Annotated in this window: 27 protein-coding genes; 3 read left to right on the forward strand and 24 right to left on the reverse strand. The window is 59.5% G+C overall.

Going from position 1 to position 17691, the window contains the following annotated elements; genetic code table 11:
• Window positions 1-40: 40 nt before the first annotated feature.
• The 13 genes from MRS74_RS09125 to MRS74_RS09185 form a co-directional block, all read right to left on the reverse strand.
• Window positions 41-1138 (reverse strand): phage integrase Arm DNA-binding domain-containing protein, encoded by a 1098-nt coding sequence (locus tag MRS74_RS09125; RefSeq protein WP_254579972.1) that lies wholly within the window; start codon window positions 1136-1138, stop codon window positions 41-43.
• A 1-nt stretch (window position 1139) separates the two neighbouring features.
• Window positions 1140-1373, reverse strand: coding sequence for an excisionase (locus MRS74_RS09130; protein ID WP_254579973.1), 234 nt, complete (start codon window positions 1371-1373; stop codon window positions 1140-1142).
• A 24-nt stretch (window positions 1374-1397) separates the two neighbouring features.
• Window positions 1398-1685, reverse strand: coding sequence for a hypothetical protein (locus MRS74_RS09135; protein ID WP_254579974.1), 288 nt, complete (start codon window positions 1683-1685; stop codon window positions 1398-1400).
• A complete protein-coding gene (locus tag MRS74_RS09140) occupies window positions 1678-2103 on the reverse strand; it encodes a hypothetical protein (protein WP_254579975.1) in 426 nt (141 codons plus the stop codon). Before MRS74_RS09140 ends, MRS74_RS09135 begins: the two co-directional genes overlap by 8 nt.
• Before the next feature lie 70 nt (window positions 2104-2173).
• Window positions 2174-2371, reverse strand: coding sequence for a hypothetical protein (locus MRS74_RS09145; RefSeq protein WP_254579976.1), 198 nt, complete (start codon window positions 2369-2371; stop codon window positions 2174-2176).
• Window positions 2364-2555 (reverse strand): carbon storage regulator CsrA, encoded by a 192-nt coding sequence (csrA, locus tag MRS74_RS09150; protein WP_254579977.1) that lies wholly within the window; start codon window positions 2553-2555, stop codon window positions 2364-2366. The genes MRS74_RS09145 and csrA overlap by 8 nt, the downstream gene beginning before the upstream one ends.
• Window positions 2549-2974 carry a hypothetical protein gene (locus tag MRS74_RS09155; protein WP_254579978.1) on the reverse strand — a complete coding sequence of 142 codons (426 nt, stop codon included), beginning with the start codon at window positions 2972-2974 and terminating at the stop codon, window positions 2549-2551. The genes csrA and MRS74_RS09155 overlap by 7 nt, the downstream gene beginning before the upstream one ends.
• On the reverse strand, window positions 2967-3599 hold the full coding sequence (locus MRS74_RS09160) for a hypothetical protein (RefSeq protein WP_254579979.1): 633 nt from the start codon (window positions 3597-3599) through the stop codon (window positions 2967-2969). Before MRS74_RS09160 ends, MRS74_RS09155 begins: the two co-directional genes overlap by 8 nt.
• On the reverse strand, window positions 3596-3775 hold the full coding sequence (locus MRS74_RS09165) for a hypothetical protein (protein ID WP_254579980.1): 180 nt from the start codon (window positions 3773-3775) through the stop codon (window positions 3596-3598). The genes MRS74_RS09160 and MRS74_RS09165 overlap by 4 nt, the downstream gene beginning before the upstream one ends.
• Before the next feature lie 79 nt (window positions 3776-3854).
• Window positions 3855-6503 carry a toprim domain-containing protein gene (locus MRS74_RS09170; RefSeq protein ID WP_254579981.1) on the reverse strand — a complete coding sequence of 883 codons (2649 nt, stop codon included), beginning with the start codon at window positions 6501-6503 and terminating at the stop codon, window positions 3855-3857.
• A gap of 13 nt (window positions 6504-6516) precedes the next feature.
• Window positions 6517-6816 (reverse strand): Ogr/Delta-like zinc finger protein, encoded by a 300-nt coding sequence (locus MRS74_RS09175; RefSeq protein ID WP_254579982.1) that lies wholly within the window; start codon window positions 6814-6816, stop codon window positions 6517-6519.
• The gene (locus MRS74_RS09180) at window positions 6813-7307 is read right to left on the reverse strand and encodes a phage regulatory CII family protein (protein WP_254579983.1); all 495 of its coding nucleotides are present in this window, start codon (window positions 7305-7307) and stop codon (window positions 6813-6815) included. Before MRS74_RS09180 ends, MRS74_RS09175 begins: the two co-directional genes overlap by 4 nt.
• 53 nt (window positions 7308-7360) lie before the next feature.
• A complete protein-coding gene (locus tag MRS74_RS09185; RefSeq protein ID WP_254579984.1) occupies window positions 7361-7555 on the reverse strand; it encodes a hypothetical protein in 195 nt (64 codons plus the stop codon).
• Window positions 7556-7646: 91 nt separating this feature from the next.
• Here MRS74_RS09185 and MRS74_RS09190 point away from each other — a divergent pair, with 91 nt between their 5' ends.
• From MRS74_RS09190 to MRS74_RS09200, 3 genes are all read left to right on the forward strand, one after another.
• On the forward strand, window positions 7647-8033 hold the full coding sequence (locus tag MRS74_RS09190; protein ID WP_254579985.1) for a helix-turn-helix domain-containing protein: 387 nt from the start codon (window positions 7647-7649) through the stop codon (window positions 8031-8033).
• A gap of 65 nt (window positions 8034-8098) precedes the next feature.
• Window positions 8099-8458, forward strand: coding sequence for a hypothetical protein (locus MRS74_RS09195; protein ID WP_254579986.1), 360 nt, complete (start codon window positions 8099-8101; stop codon window positions 8456-8458).
• A 22-nt stretch (window positions 8459-8480) separates the two neighbouring features.
• Window positions 8481-8984 carry a hypothetical protein gene (locus MRS74_RS09200; RefSeq protein WP_254579987.1) on the forward strand — a complete coding sequence of 168 codons (504 nt, stop codon included), beginning with the start codon at window positions 8481-8483 and terminating at the stop codon, window positions 8982-8984.
• A gap of 71 nt (window positions 8985-9055) precedes the next feature.
• On the opposite strand, the gene MRS74_RS09205 is transcribed toward MRS74_RS09200, so the two are convergent.
• The 11 genes from MRS74_RS09205 to MRS74_RS09255 form a co-directional block, all read right to left on the reverse strand.
• Entirely contained in the window at window positions 9056-9529 is a 474-nt protein-coding gene (locus MRS74_RS09205; protein ID WP_254579988.1) for a hypothetical protein, read from the reverse strand.
• A 93-nt stretch (window positions 9530-9622) separates the two neighbouring features.
• Entirely contained in the window at window positions 9623-9988 is a 366-nt protein-coding gene (locus MRS74_RS09210; protein ID WP_254579989.1) for a hypothetical protein, read from the reverse strand.
• A gap of 655 nt (window positions 9989-10643) precedes the next feature.
• Complete coding sequence (locus MRS74_RS09215; RefSeq protein WP_254579990.1) at window positions 10644-11039, reverse strand: type II toxin-antitoxin system YafO family toxin; 396 nt, start codon at window positions 11037-11039, stop codon at window positions 10644-10646.
• Window positions 11039-11338, reverse strand: a complete 300-nt coding sequence (gene yafN / locus MRS74_RS09220; RefSeq protein WP_254579991.1) for a type I toxin-antitoxin system antitoxin YafN — start codon at window positions 11336-11338, stop codon at window positions 11039-11041. The genes MRS74_RS09215 and yafN overlap by 1 nt, the downstream gene beginning before the upstream one ends.
• Before the next feature lie 140 nt (window positions 11339-11478).
• Window positions 11479-12459 (reverse strand): phage late control D family protein, encoded by a 981-nt coding sequence (locus MRS74_RS09225; protein ID WP_254579992.1) that lies wholly within the window; start codon window positions 12457-12459, stop codon window positions 11479-11481.
• Window positions 12456-12884 carry a phage tail protein gene (locus MRS74_RS09230; protein WP_254579993.1) on the reverse strand — a complete coding sequence of 143 codons (429 nt, stop codon included), beginning with the start codon at window positions 12882-12884 and terminating at the stop codon, window positions 12456-12458. Before MRS74_RS09230 ends, MRS74_RS09225 begins: the two co-directional genes overlap by 4 nt.
• Window positions 12885-12886: 2 nt before the next feature.
• Window positions 12887-15445 (reverse strand): phage tail tape measure protein, encoded by a 2559-nt coding sequence (locus tag MRS74_RS09235; RefSeq protein WP_254579994.1) that lies wholly within the window; start codon window positions 15443-15445, stop codon window positions 12887-12889.
• Window positions 15442-15561: a GpE family phage tail protein gene (locus MRS74_RS09240; protein ID WP_256557870.1), complete on the reverse strand. Its 120-nt coding sequence runs from the start codon at window positions 15559-15561 to the stop codon at window positions 15442-15444. Before MRS74_RS09240 ends, MRS74_RS09235 begins: the two co-directional genes overlap by 4 nt.
• 8 nt (window positions 15562-15569) lie before the next feature.
• Window positions 15570-15920 carry a phage tail assembly protein gene (locus tag MRS74_RS09245; protein ID WP_254579996.1) on the reverse strand — a complete coding sequence of 117 codons (351 nt, stop codon included), beginning with the start codon at window positions 15918-15920 and terminating at the stop codon, window positions 15570-15572.
• Between the two features lie 70 nt (window positions 15921-15990).
• Window positions 15991-16500 carry a phage major tail tube protein gene (locus MRS74_RS09250; RefSeq protein ID WP_254579997.1) on the reverse strand — a complete coding sequence of 170 codons (510 nt, stop codon included), beginning with the start codon at window positions 16498-16500 and terminating at the stop codon, window positions 15991-15993.
• Between the two features lie 12 nt (window positions 16501-16512).
• Window positions 16513-17685: a phage tail sheath protein gene (locus MRS74_RS09255; RefSeq protein WP_254579998.1), complete on the reverse strand. Its 1173-nt coding sequence runs from the start codon at window positions 17683-17685 to the stop codon at window positions 16513-16515.
• Window positions 17686-17691: the final 6 nt, after the last annotated feature.

The following is a 17691-nucleotide window of genomic DNA, read 5'->3' on the forward strand; positions in this document are numbered from 1 at the left end:
GAGAAATTTTGGAGAAATTCTGGAGATATACAGTAGTTGATTAGAGTGGCAGAGCCGCTTCGCAGACCGTCCATTCGATGTGACGGTCGGTGTAGTGGGCGGTCATCTTTGCACTACTGTGTCCCATCAGTGTCTGTACGTACTCCTCACTGAAACCTGCCTCCAGATACAGGTGACCGCCTAGAGCTCGGATCTCGTGTAAGGTGGGGCGTTGTTCCGCCGGGAGGCGGGCTATCTCCTTCACCTGGTCGCGCACTTCGGCGAATGCCTTGGACAGCGTCTGCGGTCGTACTTGGGTCCAGTGCTCCGTCTCCTTGCTGCGCCGGATCTTCTCCGGCCGGCGGTGGATGATGAACGGGCTCGGCACACCGGTGCGGCGGCTGCGCTTGAAGACGGCGTCGAGCGATGGCCCGATGCTGATCCGCAAGTGCGCGCGATGCCCGTACTTCTCCGTTTTCCGTTGCACCAGGTAGAGGTGCTCGTCCTGGATGTCGCCGAACTTGGCGGCGCAGAGATCGCTGCGCCGTTGCAGGCTGACGAGTGCGAAGTCCATCGCGATCTGGAGCCACTCCGGCGCCAGTGCGTGGATCGAGTCGAACCATGCCTTGCTGAGGGGACGCCGCTGCTTTTCGGCGGCCGTCTTCGCGAGGGTATCCTCGGCGGGATTGCTTTCAGCCAGACCTTTAGTCAGGGCAAACCGGAAAATTTCGACCAGCAGGCCGCGGTGTTTCACATAGGCGTTGTTCTTATAGTGCCCGTCCAGATAGTCGGCCAGTCGTTTCACGGACATGTCGCAAGCCAGGTCATCACCCAGATCCGCCTCCAGGCGGTTCAGCCGATAGTTGGTCTCTTCGAGCGTCCGGGGCTTCAGCTTCTTCGTCGGCAGGTACTCGTTGCGATACCGTTTGATCACGTCGGCAAATCGAACCGCGTCCGCGGTCAGGATCCGTCGGGTGTAGTCGGTGTGCTCGAGCAAAATCGAGTTGAGCTTGCGGGCGGCCGCATTGGCCGCCCGCTTGTCCTTGCCCATGCCGTGATATTTGCCTGTCTGCGGGTGGCGGTACTTGTAGTAACCGCCATACTCGTGCAGGTTCGGCTCCAGGTCTCTGTTTTTGTTGCTACGTCGTCGTGCGGCCATCTCAAGTTGCCTTCAGTACTTGGTCGACAAGTTCATCACCGGTGGAAGCAAGTTCCTGGTTTACCTTCACATACCATTTCCCGCCGATGAGTTTCGCAGGGATATGGCCCTGGTAACACCAACGCCGCACCGTGGCGGCGGATGGCGGCGTGGTGAATCGGCTCTGCCGCCACTCATGTAATGGCATCAATTGCTCGAGGCGGCCCCTTTGGCCGCGTGCCTTGTTGTCTGGCATGTTGTTCTCCTGCAGATGGCGGCGCTACAGCGTCGCCATCCGTGATTGATTCAGGCGGCGGCGATATCGGTGGTAGTAGGTCAGGATATCGCCGAAGCGGCGGGCGGCATCGGGGTTGTGATCGAGCTCTGCCCGGCTGGTGATGCCGCAGGCGCCCAGGATGAAATCCCGGGCATCCTGCGCGTTGTGAGTGCCGTCTGGAATATCCATCTGAAATTTGGCGCGCCGGCGGCGGTCAAGGTAAAGCCTGAATTGGACGTCATTGCACAGCAGGGCTGCCCTGCGGGCAAGTGGGCCGCCTTTGTCAGTCATCGCGACCTCCAGTTTCGTCCTCATCGCTATTGTTCGTTTCAGCAGAGATTAAAATGGTGTCCAGCTGTGCCTTGATTGTTTCGGCCCAGCGGGTGATCCAGCCGGCATCCATGCGGCCCTGGTCTGCCTGGGCGCGCAGCTCGAGCATGACCAGCTCCACGACTTCGGTGCTTTCGCCGGCGGCGAACATGGGGATGGGCTGCAGCTCGCTGTTTTCATCCCAGGCTTGCAGCAGCTGCAGGTCGCTGTGGCGGTATTGCCCACCGATGCCGCCCTGCCACAGGTAGCCATCGGTGGGGCAGTGCTTCAGGCGCACGGGAAACGGCGTGCCCCGGTCCTGATTGGCATAGCGGCTGCCGGGGCGGATCCGGGCATAGAGCGTGGTGGTTTGCGGTTCTGTGAGTGTTGCGATTGTCATGATTGCGTCCTGCGTATTCTGATAATTCGGTTTTCTGGGCGGCGAGGTGTGGGCCTCGCCGCCGGGCGGATTAGCGCTTCCTCCGTCCCCAGTCGGTTGAGCAAGTGGCATCGCAGAACAGTTTCGGGCTGCCGGCGTCGAACGGCTCGTTGCACCAGTGGCATTCGCCGATGGGGTGCAGTTCGCGGCCGGCGTTGCGGATCGCCTGGATCCTCATTTCGTTGATGCGGGTCTCTCTTTCGTCGACCTGATCCAGTACATCAGCCATGGCTCACCTCCGGTGCGTCCTGCTGATTCTGGATGCGCAGGTAAATTTCCTCGCGGTGCACAGCCACATCCTTGGGTGCCTCGATACCGATTCGTACCTGGTTGCCGGTGACCTCGAGTACTCGCACGGTGATGTCGTCGCCGATCGTTAGCATCTGGCCTTTATTGCGTGTCAGGATCAGCATGATGTCGCCTCCTTGCTCTGCTCTTTTGCGTGTTTAGCTTCGATGTACTTTTCCTGCCACTGGGCGGCGGCTTCGAAGGCGCCTTCGACGCTGTCGCCGTAAAACCATTTCAGCTGGTAGTGGCCCCAGGACCAGACATAGCTGCCATCCTCGGTAAAGCCCTGCGGTACCGGTGTGCCGATCTGGATCAGGAAGCCGCGTCGGCCGGCGTGCATCAGCGCGCTGCAGATCGATTCGTCATCCACGTCATGTGGTGTCCGTGTCACACCCAGAGCGTTCCAGAGCTCGTCCCAGTCCTCCTGGAAGGCCTCGGTGGCGATATCGGCCATCGGGACGCTGGTACACATGGCGCCGATGTGGATGATCGTTTCGGCGCGCAGGTTGTGGTCGAATGCCCGCTGTGCAAGTGCGTTAGCCATTCGCGTTCTCTCCATGAAATTGCTGATGTGTCTGCAAAATGGTGGCGTGCAGATCCTTGGGCAGTGGGCGCAGCTTTGGCGTTACCACGGCGCCATCGATCACCTGCACCGTCTGGCTTACGTCCTGGGTGATGTCCAGGATGTTGTAGTGGCCGTTGCGTTCGCAGCTGTAGATCGCCCAGCGCCCGGTGCGCGGCAGCTCCACAGTGAGCACCGGCGGGATCGCGTTGTTGTCGTTGATATCCTTGATGGCCTTGTTGAGCGCGGTATCCAGCTGGCGGTTCTTGATAAGCAGCGCCTTGTTAGTGACACGCAGCTGGGCGACGGCATCCTGCAGCTCGACCTTGTCCTTCTTGAGCCGATCGGCGCGTTTCTTGGTGCGATCCGGATCCAGCTCGCGCAGGCGCTTAACCTCGGTATCCAGAGCCTGCTGCTTGTCCAGGGCGGTCTTGATTACCCGCTCCCGGGCGTCGGCCTGGGCGGTCAGGCGCGCCAGTTGTTGATTCAGTTCTGCCAGCTTCTCCTGCAGCAGCGATATCTCGAGGCGCTTGGCCATCTGGGCCATGGAAGGCTCCGCTGTAGCCTGGGCGGTTACAGGGTTATTCATGCAGAGGGTTGCGTTCATGCTTGGGCTCCCGTTTTTGCATTGAGGGCGGCCGCGTGGGCAGCCGCTGCCTGGCGTTCGCGGATGCTGCGCTGCAGCTTGGCCTTGGCGTGGGGTGGCAGGTTATTGAGCAGGGCGATTGCGATTACGCGGCCCAGTGCCCTAGAATCGATCTCTGTAGCGTTTGCAGGTGTCATTACTTGCTCCTTTTGCGTTACATGGGCCCCGCTTACTTGGCGGTTTCGGGGCCCGCCTTTCAGGCCTTTCGGCCCTTCCTCACCCTTTCGGGTTTTCGAAAATCCAGCACTTCGCGGTTTTGGCGGTTATCTTGCTGTGCACGCTGCGGTTGGCGTCGATGAACTTACGAGCCTTGCTGCTGCGCAGCAGCTGCTTGATCTGGCGCATATCCAGCGGGCGCAGCTTGTACTCGCCACACCAGCGTTCGAATTCCTTCAGGTTCACGGCAATCTGGCGCGCGTCCGGCCCGTAGTGGTTAAGGCGCAGATCGGCGCCGGCGCCCTCGATGTAATCGAATGCGTCCCAGAACTCGGAAATCATGGGGTGGTCGGAGTTGAGCGCCGCCTGGCGCGCCTTGGCCATGTCCACCACAAACTGGCGTGCCTCGGCGATGATGGGCTCGGGCAGCAGGCCCAGGCCACGCTCGCTCAGGCACTCGATCAGGGCCAGCAGCTGGGCGTGGCATTTGGCGATACGGATCATGCGGATTTCGTCCATGTCCAGCAGCAGGCGCTCGTAGTGCTCTGCCTGCAGGTCGAACAGCTCCATCAGCGGCTTTTCGGCCCGGGTGGCGGTGAGCAGAAAACCGCTGACCTGCTCCATCGGCACCCGTTCCAGCCACTCGGCGGCGGTTTTGGTTTGGGCGCTCTGGTGTTCCGGGGTCAGGGTGATATGCACGATGCGGGAGAGGATCGCCTCGCTGGCCTCGACCGGCGCGTTCTGGCTGATCACGATGGCGCCCCGGAAGGGCGGCTCATAGGTGTCGTTGCCGTTGTTCTTGACGCCGCGTGAGCGGATGGCGCGTCCGTTGAATGCGGTTTTGAGTTCGTCCCAGTCGAACTGGCGCTGCTTGCTGTCCTGCTCGCGGTCCGACTCGATCAGGGCGACCGGCAGGTTCGATACCTGGGCGAAGCTGCGCGAGCGGGCCGGCAGGGTGGCCTTGCTGGGGTCGAAGCCTTCGTAGTCTGCCCGGCCGCAGGTTTTCCAGAGGAACTCCAGCAGCGTCGACTTGCCGGCCCCGGCCTTGCCGACCAGCTCGAAAAACGGGTAGCTCTTGTGGCGGCCCCGGATCTGCTCGGCGAACAGGCTGCCGAGCCAGAAGGCGGTGGCAACCACGCCGGCGGAGCCGAAGGCTCGGGAAATATAGTGCGGCCACTCCGAGTTGTACTGGTTCAGATCGGTGTTGATGTGCAGTTCCGGCGCGCTGGCCAGGGTTTTCAGTGACAGCTTTCCGAACATGAAGTAGTCCTCGTCGTTGATGGGGGCGACCTTGCCCTCGCGGATGGCCACATCGTTGAACACGTAGGCGCGGTGTTCCTTGCTGTAGCCGACGAAGTCGATGGTCTCGACCGTTTTCAGCTGGTTCATCATGTCCTGCATGATGCGGTCGAGCTGCTTGCCGGTACCGATCCACCAGGCATTCTTGATCGCCAGCATGCGGCTCTTGAATTCCGTGGAGCTGGTCATCTGCTTGGGCGTGAACGGGTGCTTTTGCACGGAGCCGTCCGGCATTTCGATGCGGAAGTAATACCAGGCTTCGTCCGTGATCCGGTTGGCCATGAAGTACAGCGGCCGGGGCAGGGCGGAGCAGACGCAGGTCACAACGCCAGCGGACTTGAGCAGGCGCTCGCGCTGGTCGGAGCTCAGCATTCCGGCGTTGTCGCAATCCAGGGCGCGCAGTTCGCGGTCGTAGGCGTCCATGTCCAGCTTCCACCACCAGAGCTTGGCGTCGTAGTCGAACCAGAACTCCCGGCGCTCGCGGCGTTGGTACATCAGCAGCGCTTTTTCGCCAGGCGTTTTCGCCAGCAGCAGATCGCCCAGGTACAGGTAATAATCGATGTTCTTGCTGCCGAGCCGGTCGAGCTGCAGCAGATCGTTCCAGTCACTCTTGCCGGGTGCCTGGGCGGCCCCGCATTGCCAGCCGGCAGCCTCGGCGGCAGCGCTGTGCCTGAGGGTGTATTTCTGGCCGGCGCGGTCGTTATCCAGCGCCCAGATGATGACCGGACGCTTTTTGTCCGCGGCTTTGCAGGCGGCGGCCAGCTGTGCCAGGAAACCGTCGATATAATTGGCCGAGCTCATATTGCTGATGCTGAAGATGCCAACGTGCAGCAGGGCGATTGAGTTGAAGATGCCCTCGGTCACCCAGATTTCTTTGGCCTCTATCAGCTCAGCCATGCCGAGTACCGGCGGTACCCAGGCCAGCCCCTTGTAGTTGCCCACGAAATTCGCTTTCTGTTTGCCAAAGCGCTGGGGTTTATCGAGCAGGCGCTCCCAGTGGCCGTTCGGCAGCGGGAAGCGCACCGTGGTGGTACCGGCGTTGATGCGGTGGTCGTGGAAGTACTCCTGGGTATACCAGCCGCGAATCCGCTCCAGATCAAAGCCGCGGCCGTCACGCAGGTAGCCATCGGCCACCGCGGTCGGGTTCTTCTGGCGCTCGACAGGTTCCTTGGGGGTGTAACGCTCCGTCCAGGTCTCGAACAGCTCCGGGAACAGTTCTTTTGCGTGATGGGTGTCGCCGCATTTGTTTTCGCGGCCGCACTTCACCACCCAGGGTTTCTCCAGCTCGGTGAAGGCTTCGCGCTTGTTGCAGCTGGGGCACTCGATCTTGTTCAGGTAGTTCGAGCTGGCGACCGCCTTATGGTCACGCTGAAGCCGCTCAAGAATGTCCTGTCTGAGTTCGGGGTTCATAAATGTATGTGTCCTACTGCGTGAGCGGCGGATTCAGAATGTCGTCTATGTCGATCTGCTTGGTGTTTTCGCGCTCAACCGCCGCCTGCCTGATGGCGGTGTCGGCGAACGGCAGGTCGATCTCCGGATTCGGGCAGGCAGACGGGCTCATCAGATGGGTGATTTCGAACTGCCCGCGGTATGTAGCGCCGCAGTTGACGTTGGTGCATTGCAGATAGGCCGCTCGCAGTAGCGGGTGCTGGGAAACGCTGTTGCGTACCCGGATGCCGTGTCGGCAATGGGGGCACTTGAGCTTGTAGGCACTTCCGCTCATGACAACTCCTTGTCCGTTTCGAATTTACGGGCTGTTTCCGAAATGTGGTGCGCCGACTGGCTAAGCCGCATCAGCCTGGAATCCAGACGGGCCCGCTCATCTGCACTTATGTCGCCATCGGCGAGGGACTGTTCCAGTTCGCTGATCACCGCCACGGCGCGCTCCATCAACGTGGTGCTGCTTTTGAGTACGTCCAGATCGGCGGGAAACTGAGGTACCTCATCCGGGCGGAACCAGACGGCGCCACCGATGGCGCCAAAGGCGTCCAGGATGCGGCTGTCACGGGTGATGCTCAGGATCTGAAGTGCCTCCTCGAGCAGCAGCTTGTGGCTGGCCTGTGCAGGGTCGAGTTTTTTGCGCAGGGTCTCGGGGTTTTTATTTAACTGCTTCGCTATGCCCACCAGGCCGTCGATGTAATCGTGCACCGCGTGGTAGAGGGCCGCTTGCGGGGTGTGGATGCCGCCGTGGCTTTGGCGTGTCCGTCTGCTCATGTCCGTATTCCCTTGAAACCGCCGTAGAGGGGCGGGGGCTGTATGGTCTTTACTTAATGGCGTTGCGGCAGGCCGCGGGCCTCGATCGCTTCCATGATGAGGATTTCGCCCATCGCGGACTCGGACCGGGATTCGGACGCCGCCAGCTGGACGAGATCCTGCTTGGTGTCGCGATTTAGCATCACTTGCAGGCGTTCCTTGGCTTTTGTGGCACGTTTTCTGCCTTTTATGGTGCTGGGTTTAGCCATCGCCTAGAATCCGTGTTAGTAAAAGTTACTGTGAGTTACTAAAGAAATGATTGCACCCATTCGGGTGCAAGTCAACGGGAAATGCTACCGAATGGGTTCAATAGGCGACAGGCTTAAAGAGGAGAGGGATCGTTTAGGGAAGAACCAGGAGGAGTTCGGGACGCTCGGAGGCGTGGCTCGAAACGCTCAGGGGCGCTATGAGAAGGACCAGAGAAGCCCCGATGCGCTATATCTTGAGCTGATATCCGCTGCAGGGGCGGATGTGCAGTACATCATCACAGGCACCCGATCGGGTGCATCGGCAAAGGCTATGTCTACGGAGGAGGTGTCGCTGCTGGAATATTACCGCGGCTGCACCAGCGGGGGGCGCCAGCACCTGCTCGCGGCAGGTAAGGCGTTCGCAGACCTCGGCAAAGTGCATCCGGATGGTGATGATAGCGACGGTATTTTGGGGGTTCGGAAAATAAGTAAGGGGTGACTTACGGATCTGCATACCTATAATCGATTACTAACCCTGAGTAACATCAAGAAAAGGATCTTCTGATGTACAGATTTGCCGCACTTTTGCTGTCTCTGTTGCCGCTGCCATCCTTGGCCAGCGGCGACTTGATCCCGTACCAGGTACTCGAACGCTCTGAGCTTGGCAGCATCAAACTGAGCCTGACGGTAGAGGTACCACTGGTCGATGGCCGGCTGCCCAATGAACAGGAGATCGGAGCGATCTCCGAACACCTGGTGGATGAGGAGCCGATACACCAGCGTTCCTTCGTCGTGTTTTACCTGCCGGGCATGACGCCAGGCGCCGGCGCCTTTGCTACTGCTCACCACAATCCGGATATGGAAGTACAGATACTCGACTACATGCTGATGCAATATCCGCAGTATGTGGGACTGCTGGATTAGACAAGGGAACCCGGAAAATTCTATGCTGAATCAAACAGTTATTATTGAATATATAGATGCGGATGGTAAAAAGTTCTTACGCCTTGTCGAAGCCTTGCAGTTAGATTCTGATCGTTTCGAAGCCTGGTGCCATATATGCAAGGCACCACGTACCCTGAGATACGAAAGACTAAGCGCTGTCTTCGATAAGGATGGAAACCCGTTGGATCGTGACGCTTGGGTGGCTTCAGCAGCTGGTATAAGTGTGCCGTTTGTACCAGGCGCTATACGGCAGCGTACTGGTGCGGGAGCCAGGTTAATTCTTCGATTTTCGGGATTTGAATCTGCTGAACGCCTCTATCTGAAAGCGGTCGCAGAGCAGCATGACTTTAGAGTCATTGGTGATGCGGATATCGACGCAGATATAGACTATTTAGTCGCAGGACCATATGTTCAACTAACAGAAAAAGAGGCGGCTAAAAATAACGCTGTCTCAATTATATCAAAAGATGAGCTCTTTAGTTTCATCGAGACAGGCGTACTTTAAAGCAATTAAGTAGAACAGGTGAAGTAAATATTCACAAAGTCGTGAGTATTTTTAGGACTATATTTTTCAGATTAGTCGCCTAGGTAGTAAAGGCCACTGACCTCTCCAAGTAACATTCCGCGACGACCAGTATTAAACGCTCGGTAATTTTTCGCCAAGGACGCAGAGTTTTTGTTCCGTTGGTTGTATATTGGCTGATGTGAGTAAATCAGTAGCGATTCGATGATTCTAGTGGTTGCTGGATCCATTTTTGGATATCGTTCGAACTCCTGTGACTTCGCCCACGATTCGAATTTACCAATGCTGGCCATATAAACACCACACGGGTCAGGTTCACCATCGATCCACCATGAATGCTGTGACAACCTAGTTGTAACAAGGTTTTCAGTTATTCCGATATATAGAAGAACATTGCGACCATAGAGTGGATGTGTACCATAAATTGCATAAAGAACTAAATCTTCATGGCTTTCTGTCTCACGTAGGTCATCATAGTTGAAAGGACCTTCCCAATAGACGTCATAGACATTTTCTTCTGTTGACATGTTACTTCCTCTTTTGTTTTAAAACTTTGTTGAAGTCAATTAATATCAGCTAACATTATTTTTTCCGTTTTTTGAAGTGGGTCATTAGATTAATTAATCTAAGTCCCTCCCAAAAATTTTGGCCAAAAATGCAATAATTCCACGTTCTCGATAGCCCGCTTGACTAGACCAGTAGTAGTTACGCACACCAAAAAATAAGCCAATGAGGCCACAGGCGATTCCGATCCACTCCAGCCAATGAATTCGACGGCCAAAGATAACTTCAAGAAATGGATACATTCTGCTTCCAGATTGACTGGAAAGCTTAGCCCCTAGCCAATGAGGAAGAAGAAAATAGAACGTTAAGAATGTGATGCCACCAAGTAAAAGTGCACCCCACCAAGGAAGCCTTGATCCAATATAGACAGTATCAGAGACTATTGAGGCCGCTGAGTTTTTCCTTCTGTAGCGTCTTCCCATGACGTACTCTCCGTTCCTTCGGCGTTACAATGTGCGGAATGTGTTCGTTTATAATACATCCCGCGATGTCTAATGCTTCCGCTGCTATCTTCCTGTGCCAGATATGAGAGCATACCAAAAAAGGTGCAGTGCGATCATCGTAAGACATCGAGTGATAATGGCGCATATCTGAAAAATATGCCACTTGCCGTAGGGTGTTTCCGAAGCCAAGCTTGTAGTGTTACCAACCGACTAGAGCCCGGCGCTTTCGTGCTGACGATAAACGCATATTCTACCGCCTTGTTATCCTCGGTAGTTCTAACCCGTGGGCCTTGAGCCAGCTACAGCACCGCAAAAATGCGGCATGACCTAGCCTATCTTTCAGATAGATCCAGCGTTTCGGATTGGTAGTCCGGTGGAATTCGGGATAGATGAGTGCCTCCGCGCGCTCTGCTACTTCGAGGATCTTCTCGGGGGACATGATGCACCTCCTGTGCGCTGTCTGTTGTGATTCCTTGACCCGTGAAGCGTAGGCCTCTTTCACTTCTAACTCCAGCCGCGTCGTATAGCCGCTGTTGCTCATACAGAACACCAAACGTTCGATCGCTAGCATTGATACCAAATCGAGCTCGAAGTACTAAGGTCCGAAGTGAGGGAGTAGGTGAGGGCGTAACACTTAGTATTGCTGCCGGAACTTCTCTGCCGCTTGGCCTAGCTTGGTCATCACGTTCATATTTTTGGCTTGTGCATGCGCGTCAGGTGTGAGGACCGCAATCAGTAGGTAATGATCATCGTTCAACGCACCTTGGCAGTAGACTAAATGTGTATCACTCTTACGGTGATACTGGATGGCACGAACGGACCATGGTGCCTCACCAGTTGCTAAGTGGATGTGCTTTACCTCCTCGGCTAGTACGAGACGTGGTGTGTGTGGGTGGTCGTAAGCCACGTCCCGTCCGAAAGTGTCTGGCAGCTCGCCTGTTGTTTTGTAACGTCTGAAGTCCTCTACTAAGGCCTGCTGTTCATCTTCTGTCAGCTGTTCTCGGAAGACCTTTCCTTTGTAGATGTGCATTACTTAGTGAAGTCCCCCAGATCTTCATCAGTAGCAGCTTGGATCAATTCATTGCCGGTACGGGCGATTCCGTCCAGACGCGCAGCGCTTGGGCGGAAGTTCGCCTGGAATCCTTTGATGGCTTGTTCGCGCTCTAGCGCTTTGACAAACGTTTCGAACAGTTGTGTGCTCACCATGTAGCCGGCCGGGCGGTTGTGTGCAAGGACAGCCACAGGCTCGTCTGTGAAGTATTGTGTAGGGTTTTTGCGCATTTCTGTGATGCTGACCGTTTTCTCGGTCAGAATCGTTTGCGTAGTCATCCTAATAACTCCTTTCCTGTGTGCATTTCTATGTACGAATTTATGTACATTTTTAAGCATTATAGTGTTGTTGCTCACAGCAGTCTACAACGCCCTACAGCAGTCTGCAGTGCCCTGCAGTAGTCTACAGCCCTCATTAGTTAGGTGGGCCGCTTAACCTCCATCTCGAGCCGCGTGGTATAGCCGCTATCGCCCAGCTCATGTACCACGCGCTCCAGCACCCATTGTGTCTCATCAATCTCGGCCTTGAACCCCAGCGTCTGCACCGGTGTTTCCGGATACAGGTCCGGCCGGCCTTCGGCCAGCGTCAGTGATAGCTTGGCGCCGGCGCGGTTCAGTGTGCGCCAATGCGCCGAGGCGGCTGCTGCGGCGTCATCGTGGTTGGGGTAACTGTGCCGCAGTACCTTGGGGTTGCTGGCATCGCCGGCGGTGACGGTCTCCTGGGTACCGGTGGCGGTGTTGTGCCAGTGGCACTGCACGCCGGTGTAGTCGTGGTCGCGATCGGTGAGCTGGTAGCTGTGGCTGTCGCCGTCCTGGCGCGTGATGGTCACGGCCGGGATAGCGGTACCGCTGGCGGTGCTGCCGGTACCGGCGGGGGCGAACAGCAGGCGGCCGTCCTTGATGGTGGCCAGGGCGCCGTACTGCTGGCCCAGGCGCGTGAGCAGGTTGAGGTCCGATTCGTTGGTCTGGTCGATATGGGTAATGGCCGTGGCGGCCAGTGCCTGGTTGATCACCGGCGTAAGTTCGCTGCGCCCAGCGATAGTGTTGAGGATGTCCCCCAGGGTCACGCCGTGCCAGCTCTGCTGGCGCTTGTGCTTGAGCGGCCCCTTAAAGTCTGCGCTGCGTGCCCGCAGCGTCAGGGTATCGGGTGTGCCCGCGTGCACCACTTCGTCCAGGGTATAGCTGCCCTTGTAAGTGAGCGCGCCCTGGTAGCCAATCCAGACGCCGATGCTGGCGTTGCGTGGCGGTATCGCCAAGGTGCCGTCGTGATCCGATAGAGTGATATCAAGCTGGTCCGACTTCTCGCCGCGCTCGTCCGTCAGGGTCAGGCTGATCAGCCGGCCATTGACCTTGGGAGTGATGTTCTGGCCGTTCACCACCAGGCGGTAGTCGGGCTTCATGCCAGCAGTTCCTGCACGCTGTTGATCAGGCCCACCTGATCGATCTGATCATCGTCCACGCGGTTCAGCGTAATGCTGAACTCGATACGCCGGGCCTTGCCATCGATGCGAAACAGGGTACCGGTCTCCGAGATCCCCTCGATCACCCAGAGTCCGAACACGGTGCCGGTCATATCGACCAGCACATAGGGTTCACCGGCGGCGCCCATCACCCGCAGGCGATCCAGCGAGGTGCGATCGCCGGCGAGCTCCGGCGCGATCCAGCCGCTCAGGGTCAGGGTGTCGTCGCCCGGCCCGGCGTACTGCCTGGCGGGGCGCTGGCCGACGCGGTTACTGGATGCCCAGCGCCAGTTGGTTTGGCGTTGCAGCTGCTGGTAGCTGAGCGTGTTAATTCCGAATACGAATTGGCCGAGACACATCAGCATAATCAGTCCTCGTCTGTGAGTCGGGAGCGCCCGGCGGCGGCTTGGCCTGCCTGCAGGCGTTGAATCTCGCGGGCGACCAGCCGGGCCAGGGCCTGTTCATCCATGCCCGGGGCGGCATGAACGTGGATCTCGCCGACCTGCACGCTGTTGCCGCCGGCAGCGGAACCGCCTGCCTGCAGGGGCGCCCGGGTGTCTAGCGCAGCCGCACCCAATGCCATGCCGGAGAGGGCGATCCCCGCGCCCACCTGGGTGATGCGCTTGCTTATATCAGTCACCGGCCTGAGTACTTTCTTGTTGTCTGCCAGGCCCTGCTGCAGGCCGGCCATCACGTCACTGCCGTGGCTGGCGAACACGCGGGACGGCGAGTGGATGCCGAGCTTTTCCTTGAACCAGTCACTGGCAGCGCTGGCGGTACCCACCACGGCATCCTTGAGTGCGCCCAGTTTGCCGGTAATACCGCTGATCAGGCCGCTGATCAGGTTGCTGCCGAACTCGCTGAACTTGGCCGGCAGATCGATACCCAGTGCAGACAGAGCCTGATGGATCACGCTGTACAGAATGCCGAACGGCGACCAGTTGACGAGTTTGGCGGTGATATCGCCCAGCGCACCGGTGAAGGTGCCGCCCACGCTTTGCCACCAGGTGGTAAAGAATGCCTTGATGGGTTCCCAGTACTGGTAAATCAGCAGGCCCGCCGTGGCGATGCCCGTGATCGCCAGCCCGATCGGGTTGGCCATCGCCAGGCGGCCGAGCCAGAGCAGGGCATTGCCAACGATCGGCAGTACTCTCTTGCCCAGGTTAAGTAGCATGGCGCCCAAACCACCGGCATAAATGCCGCTGGCCGTGAGCATAAAGCGCAATATGGCGAACGGGCCCAGCAGGGCGGAAACCGCTAGAGCCACCGCGCCGAAGCCCAGCAGCAGGGCGCCGGTGATAACCACCACCTTAGCGATGGTTGCCGCAAGCTCCGGGTTCTCACGCATCCAGTTACCAACGCTACGGGTGATGCCGGTGACGGTCTGGATCACGTCGCGCAGGGGGCCATCGTTCAGTTCGGTGATCTCGATCGCTACGTCCTGCGCCGCGCTCATCAGCGCCTGCAGGTCGCCGCTTGCGTTGTCTGCCATCACGGCCGCGGTGCGCTGGGCTTCGCCGGAGGCCTCGCGCAGGGTTGCAATGAGTTTTTGCAGCTCGCCATTGCCTGCCTGGCCAACCAGTACGGCGAGGCCGGAGAAGGCTTCTTCGCCGGCGATCTTCTTGAATATTTCCGCCCGCTGAGCAGCGCCGAGGTCTTTGGTGCGCTCGTGCAGTTCCGTCAGCAGTTCTGTCATCGGGCGCAGGTTGCCCATGGCGTCCTTGGTTTTCAGCCCCAGTTCGTCCAGGGCGTCGGCGGCCATCTTCGGCGGTGCTGCCATGCGGCTGAAGATGGCGCGCAGGGCTGTACCGGCCATGCCGCCCTGAATACCGGCATCGCCCAGCTTGCCCGCCATGGCGGCGGCTTCCTCCAGGCTGCTGCCCAGGCCAGACGCCACGGGGCCGACGTATTTCATCGTCTCGCCCAGCATCTGCAGGTCGGTGTTGGAACGCGTAAAGGCCCCGACCAGGATGTCGCCGGCGCGGCCCATCTGGTCGGCCTTGAGGTTGAATCCGGTGAGGATGTTGGAGCCGATATCGGCGGTGGTGGCGAGATCCTGGCCGGCGGCCTTGGCCAGGGACAACATGCCCGGCATGGCATCGCGGATAGCCTGGGGCGTGAAGCCTGCCATCGCCAGGAAGCCCTGGCCGCCGGCGGCATCGGTGGCGGTGAAAGATGTGGTGGCGCCCAGAGTTCGGGCCTGTTCGCGCAGCAGGCGCAGGTCTTCTGATTCCTTGGCCAGGCGTGTGAGTGCCTGCACCTGGCTCATGGCCTGGCCGAACTCCATGCCCGGCTGCAGCACCCGCATGGCGCTGTAGGCGATGGAGCCGCCCATGGCGGCCGCGCCGGCGCCTGCACCGGCGATACGGCCGGCGGTGTCCTGGGTGGCGGCGAAGCTCTCCTGTGCGGCACGCATACGCTCCTGCCGCCGGGTGAGGCGATCCAGTTCGCGCTGCTGGCGCTTCATTGCCGCGGTGGCGGTGTCGATGTCCCGGGATAGCCGCAGGTTGTGCTGCGACAGCTGGCGCACATCGACACCGGCTTCGGAGAGCTTCTGCTTGCTCTCTTTCAGTGTGCGCAGGTGGCGGATGTGCTTTTCGCGCAGCGCGCTGACCTGGCGGCCGGCACGCTCGAATTGGCTGGTGAGCCGCTTGCTGGGGTTCTCGGTTGCCTCGATCTGGCGCTTGAGCTGCTTGGTGCGCTCGGCGGCCTGTGCCAACTCGTTGCGGGTGTCTTTGGTGGCACGCTGCAGCTGCTGGAAGGAGCTCAGATCCTTCTGCTGGCGCTGCAGGCCGGCCAGTTGTGCCTTGGCCTCTTTCAGCGCCTTGGCCGTTTGTGTACTGCCCCCCCTCACTTTCTTCAGGGGGGCAGAGGCCTTGTCGATGGTGCTGAGGATCAGGTCGAGCGTCAGGCGTTTGTTGCTCAAGGTTTGTCTCCTTCCCAGCGCTCGCGCGCCTTTTCACGCCAGCCTGCCAGTTCGCTCAACTCCATGCCGTCCATGTCGCGGGGTGTCCAGTGAAACACCATGGCAATGTCCGCCATCGCATCATCTACGCTGGCAGGTAGGCCTCGGCCTTCTTCTCCTTCGCTACGAAAAAACCCACGACGATGGTCCCCAGCCCGGTGAGGTCGGCCGGATCCAGGTTGGCGACGTCCTGCTTGGTGAGCGTCGGGGAGCTGATGCGCGGCAGCAGTGCCTCCAGGCTGTTGTAGTCAAGGTTGAGCACGTCCTGCAGGCTCAGGCCGCGCAGCTCGCCGGACTTGGGCTTGCGCAGGGTGATCAGGGTGATGCTGTCCTTGCCGCGGGGCAGGGGCTCATCGAGCTCGTGGCTGTTGGGCGGCAGTTCGTTTTCTACGATAACAACGTCATCGGCGGGCTGGGTGTTCGGTGTGTCGGTCATGGTGTGCATCCCATTGCATCAGTGGAAAAAAGGCCGGCCCCGCCGAGTACTGGCGGGGCCGGCAAGGTGCTTAGAGGCCGATGGCCTTGCGCTGATCGGCCAGGCGGTCGACGCCGTTGACCTTCTCGATCATGTTGATGATGTCGATTTCGATGACCTCTTCGCCGTTGATGGTGAGCTTGTAGTAGCTGCACTCGGTGGTGACCTTGAACGGGCTGGCTTCACCGGGCTTGGCGTTGCCCTGTTCGATGGTGCTATGGCGGCCGCGCACGGTGATCTCGACCGCATCCACGCTGCCGGTGTCGTCTGCCTGGTAGGCGCCGGCGAAGCGCAGCAGCACGCCATCGTGCGTGGTGATGCCGAATTGGTGCAGCGGCTCCTGCATGAAGCCGCCGCAGGTCCATTCCATGGACAGGGCTTCCATGCCCTGATCCGCCTTGATCGGGGCATTCATGCCGCCGCCCCGCCAGTCCTCCATGATTCTGCTGAGGTTGGGAGGGGTGACCTCCTCGATCTGCCCGGCGTAGCTGATGCCATCGTTGAACAGGTTCATGTTCTTCAGTTTGCGTGGGAGCGCCATGTCAGTCTCCTGTTAAGCGATGATCTGGTTAGCGAAGTCGGCCAGGTAGCGGTCGGTGATGCGCTGCTGGAACATCAGGTTCTCGAGCGGCGGCACCGGCGTGTAGTCGTAGTCGATATACAGCTGGCCGGCCGCCAGGCTTTCGGTTGTGTTCACGGTGTCGTCGTACCACGCTGAGCCGTCGATGATGTAGCCCAGGGCTTTCAGCTGGCGGAACTTGGCGTTCACGCCCTCGATGATGTCGCGCACCAGGCTGGCGTGCATGGGCTTGTCGACGGCCCACATGTGCGCCTCGGCGATGGTGTCGGCCAGTACCTGGGCGGTGCGGGTGTAGTTCTCGAACGCGAACAGCGGATCGTCCGAACAGGTGCGGCTGCCCCAGAAGCGGAAACCATCGCGGCGCACGAGCGTCGTCACTTCGTTTTCGTTGAGGTAGCCGGCATCGGTGGCCGGGTTCTGCAGATCCCAGTAGATATCGGCGCTGATGCCGGTCACGCCGTTGACGGCGACGTTGGACAGCGTCTTGTGCCAGCCCACCTCCTTGTCGATCTTGGCGCGCAGGCCCAGGGCGCGTGCGGTGGCATGGAAGGTGGCCTCGGCGCTGGCGACGGTATCCCAGCCGATAAAGTCCGGCCAGATCACCATGGCTTCCCGGGCGGCGAAGTTCTCGCGGTAGGTGACCGCCTCTTCCTTGGTGGCGGCAGCAAAGGCGCTGATATAGGCGAAGGCGCGCAGCTGCTGGGCGATGCTGACCAGCTCCGTGGCAACGGCCAGGTCATCGAGGCCCGGCACGCCGAGGATGCGGGGTTTAACACCCAGCTGTGCCTCGGCGGCCAGCAGCGCCTTCATGCCGGTGTACTGGCCGCCGGCGGTGACGGTGCCGATCAGGTTGGTGGCGGTTTCGGCGGCGTCGGCGCCTTCCGGCACGCGCACCACGACGATGATGGCGCGTGTCTGGTCGGCGATGGCATCGAGCGAGGCCGACAGGGTGCCGAGCGTGCCAGCCTTGCCGATGGCTTCCAGCACGTTGGTGACCAGCACGGGCTTGTCTTCGGGGAAATAGGCGGCGTCTGCATCGGACGCCGTGGCCACCAGGCCGATCACCGCAGTGGAAACGGTACGGATCGGGCGGGTACCGCTGTTGATCTCGATGACGCGGACACCGTGGTGATATTGCTCGGGCATCGTCGC

The organism is Marinobacterium sedimentorum (genome assembly GCF_024267675.1).
In the GTDB taxonomy this organism is placed as follows: domain Bacteria; phylum Pseudomonadota; class Gammaproteobacteria; order Pseudomonadales; family Balneatricaceae; genus Marinobacterium_A; species Marinobacterium_A sedimentorum.

Bases quoted from the DNA above. Each gene is read 5' to 3' on its own strand.
- MRS74_RS09125 (WP_254579972.1), bottom strand. From the start codon at position 1,138: ATGGCCGCACGACGACGTAGCAACAAAAACAGAGACCTGGAGCCGAAC.
- MRS74_RS09130 (WP_254579973.1), bottom strand. From the start codon at position 1,373: ATGCCAGACAACAAGGCACGCGGCCAAAGGGGCCGCCTCGAGCAATTG.
- MRS74_RS09135 (WP_254579974.1), bottom strand. From the start codon at position 1,685: ATGACTGACAAAGGCGGCCCACTTGCCCGCAGGGCAGCCCTGCTGTGC.
- MRS74_RS09140 (WP_254579975.1), bottom strand. From the start codon at position 2,103: ATGACAATCGCAACACTCACAGAACCGCAAACCACCACGCTCTATGCC.
- MRS74_RS09145 (WP_254579976.1), bottom strand. From the start codon at position 2,371: ATGGCTGATGTACTGGATCAGGTCGACGAAAGAGAGACCCGCATCAAC.
- csrA (WP_254579977.1), bottom strand. From the start codon at position 2,555: ATGCTGATCCTGACACGCAATAAAGGCCAGATGCTAACGATCGGCGAC.
- MRS74_RS09155 (WP_254579978.1), bottom strand. From the start codon at position 2,974: ATGGCTAACGCACTTGCACAGCGGGCATTCGACCACAACCTGCGCGCC.
- MRS74_RS09160 (WP_254579979.1), bottom strand. From the start codon at position 3,599: ATGAACGCAACCCTCTGCATGAATAACCCTGTAACCGCCCAGGCTACA.
- MRS74_RS09165 (WP_254579980.1), bottom strand. From the start codon at position 3,775: ATGACACCTGCAAACGCTACAGAGATCGATTCTAGGGCACTGGGCCGC.
- MRS74_RS09170 (WP_254579981.1), bottom strand. From the start codon at position 6,503: ATGAACCCCGAACTCAGACAGGACATTCTTGAGCGGCTTCAGCGTGAC.
- MRS74_RS09175 (WP_254579982.1), bottom strand. From the start codon at position 6,816: ATGAGCGGAAGTGCCTACAAGCTCAAGTGCCCCCATTGCCGACACGGC.
- MRS74_RS09180 (WP_254579983.1), bottom strand. From the start codon at position 7,307: ATGAGCAGACGGACACGCCAAAGCCACGGCGGCATCCACACCCCGCAA.
- MRS74_RS09185 (WP_254579984.1), bottom strand. From the start codon at position 7,555: ATGGCTAAACCCAGCACCATAAAAGGCAGAAAACGTGCCACAAAAGCC.
- MRS74_RS09190 (WP_254579985.1), top strand. From the start codon at position 7,647: ATGGGTTCAATAGGCGACAGGCTTAAAGAGGAGAGGGATCGTTTAGGG.
- MRS74_RS09195 (WP_254579986.1), top strand. From the start codon at position 8,099: ATGTACAGATTTGCCGCACTTTTGCTGTCTCTGTTGCCGCTGCCATCC.
- MRS74_RS09200 (WP_254579987.1), top strand. From the start codon at position 8,481: ATGCTGAATCAAACAGTTATTATTGAATATATAGATGCGGATGGTAAA.
- MRS74_RS09205 (WP_254579988.1), bottom strand. From the start codon at position 9,529: ATGTCAACAGAAGAAAATGTCTATGACGTCTATTGGGAAGGTCCTTTC.
- MRS74_RS09210 (WP_254579989.1), bottom strand. From the start codon at position 9,988: ATGGGAAGACGCTACAGAAGGAAAAACTCAGCGGCCTCAATAGTCTCT.
- MRS74_RS09215 (WP_254579990.1), bottom strand. From the start codon at position 11,039: ATGCACATCTACAAAGGAAAGGTCTTCCGAGAACAGCTGACAGAAGAT.
- yafN (WP_254579991.1), bottom strand. From the start codon at position 11,338: ATGACTACGCAAACGATTCTGACCGAGAAAACGGTCAGCATCACAGAA.
- MRS74_RS09225 (WP_254579992.1), bottom strand. From the start codon at position 12,459: ATGAAGCCCGACTACCGCCTGGTGGTGAACGGCCAGAACATCACTCCC.
- MRS74_RS09230 (WP_254579993.1), bottom strand. From the start codon at position 12,884: ATGCTGATGTGTCTCGGCCAATTCGTATTCGGAATTAACACGCTCAGC.
- MRS74_RS09240 (WP_256557870.1), bottom strand. From the start codon at position 15,561: ATGGCGGACATTGCCATGGTGTTTCACTGGACACCCCGCGACATGGAC.
- MRS74_RS09245 (WP_254579996.1), bottom strand. From the start codon at position 15,920: ATGACCGACACACCGAACACCCAGCCCGCCGATGACGTTGTTATCGTA.
- MRS74_RS09250 (WP_254579997.1), bottom strand. From the start codon at position 16,500: ATGGCGCTCCCACGCAAACTGAAGAACATGAACCTGTTCAACGATGGC.
- MRS74_RS09255 (WP_254579998.1), bottom strand. From the start codon at position 17,685: ATGCCCGAGCAATATCACCACGGTGTCCGCGTCATCGAGATCAACAGC.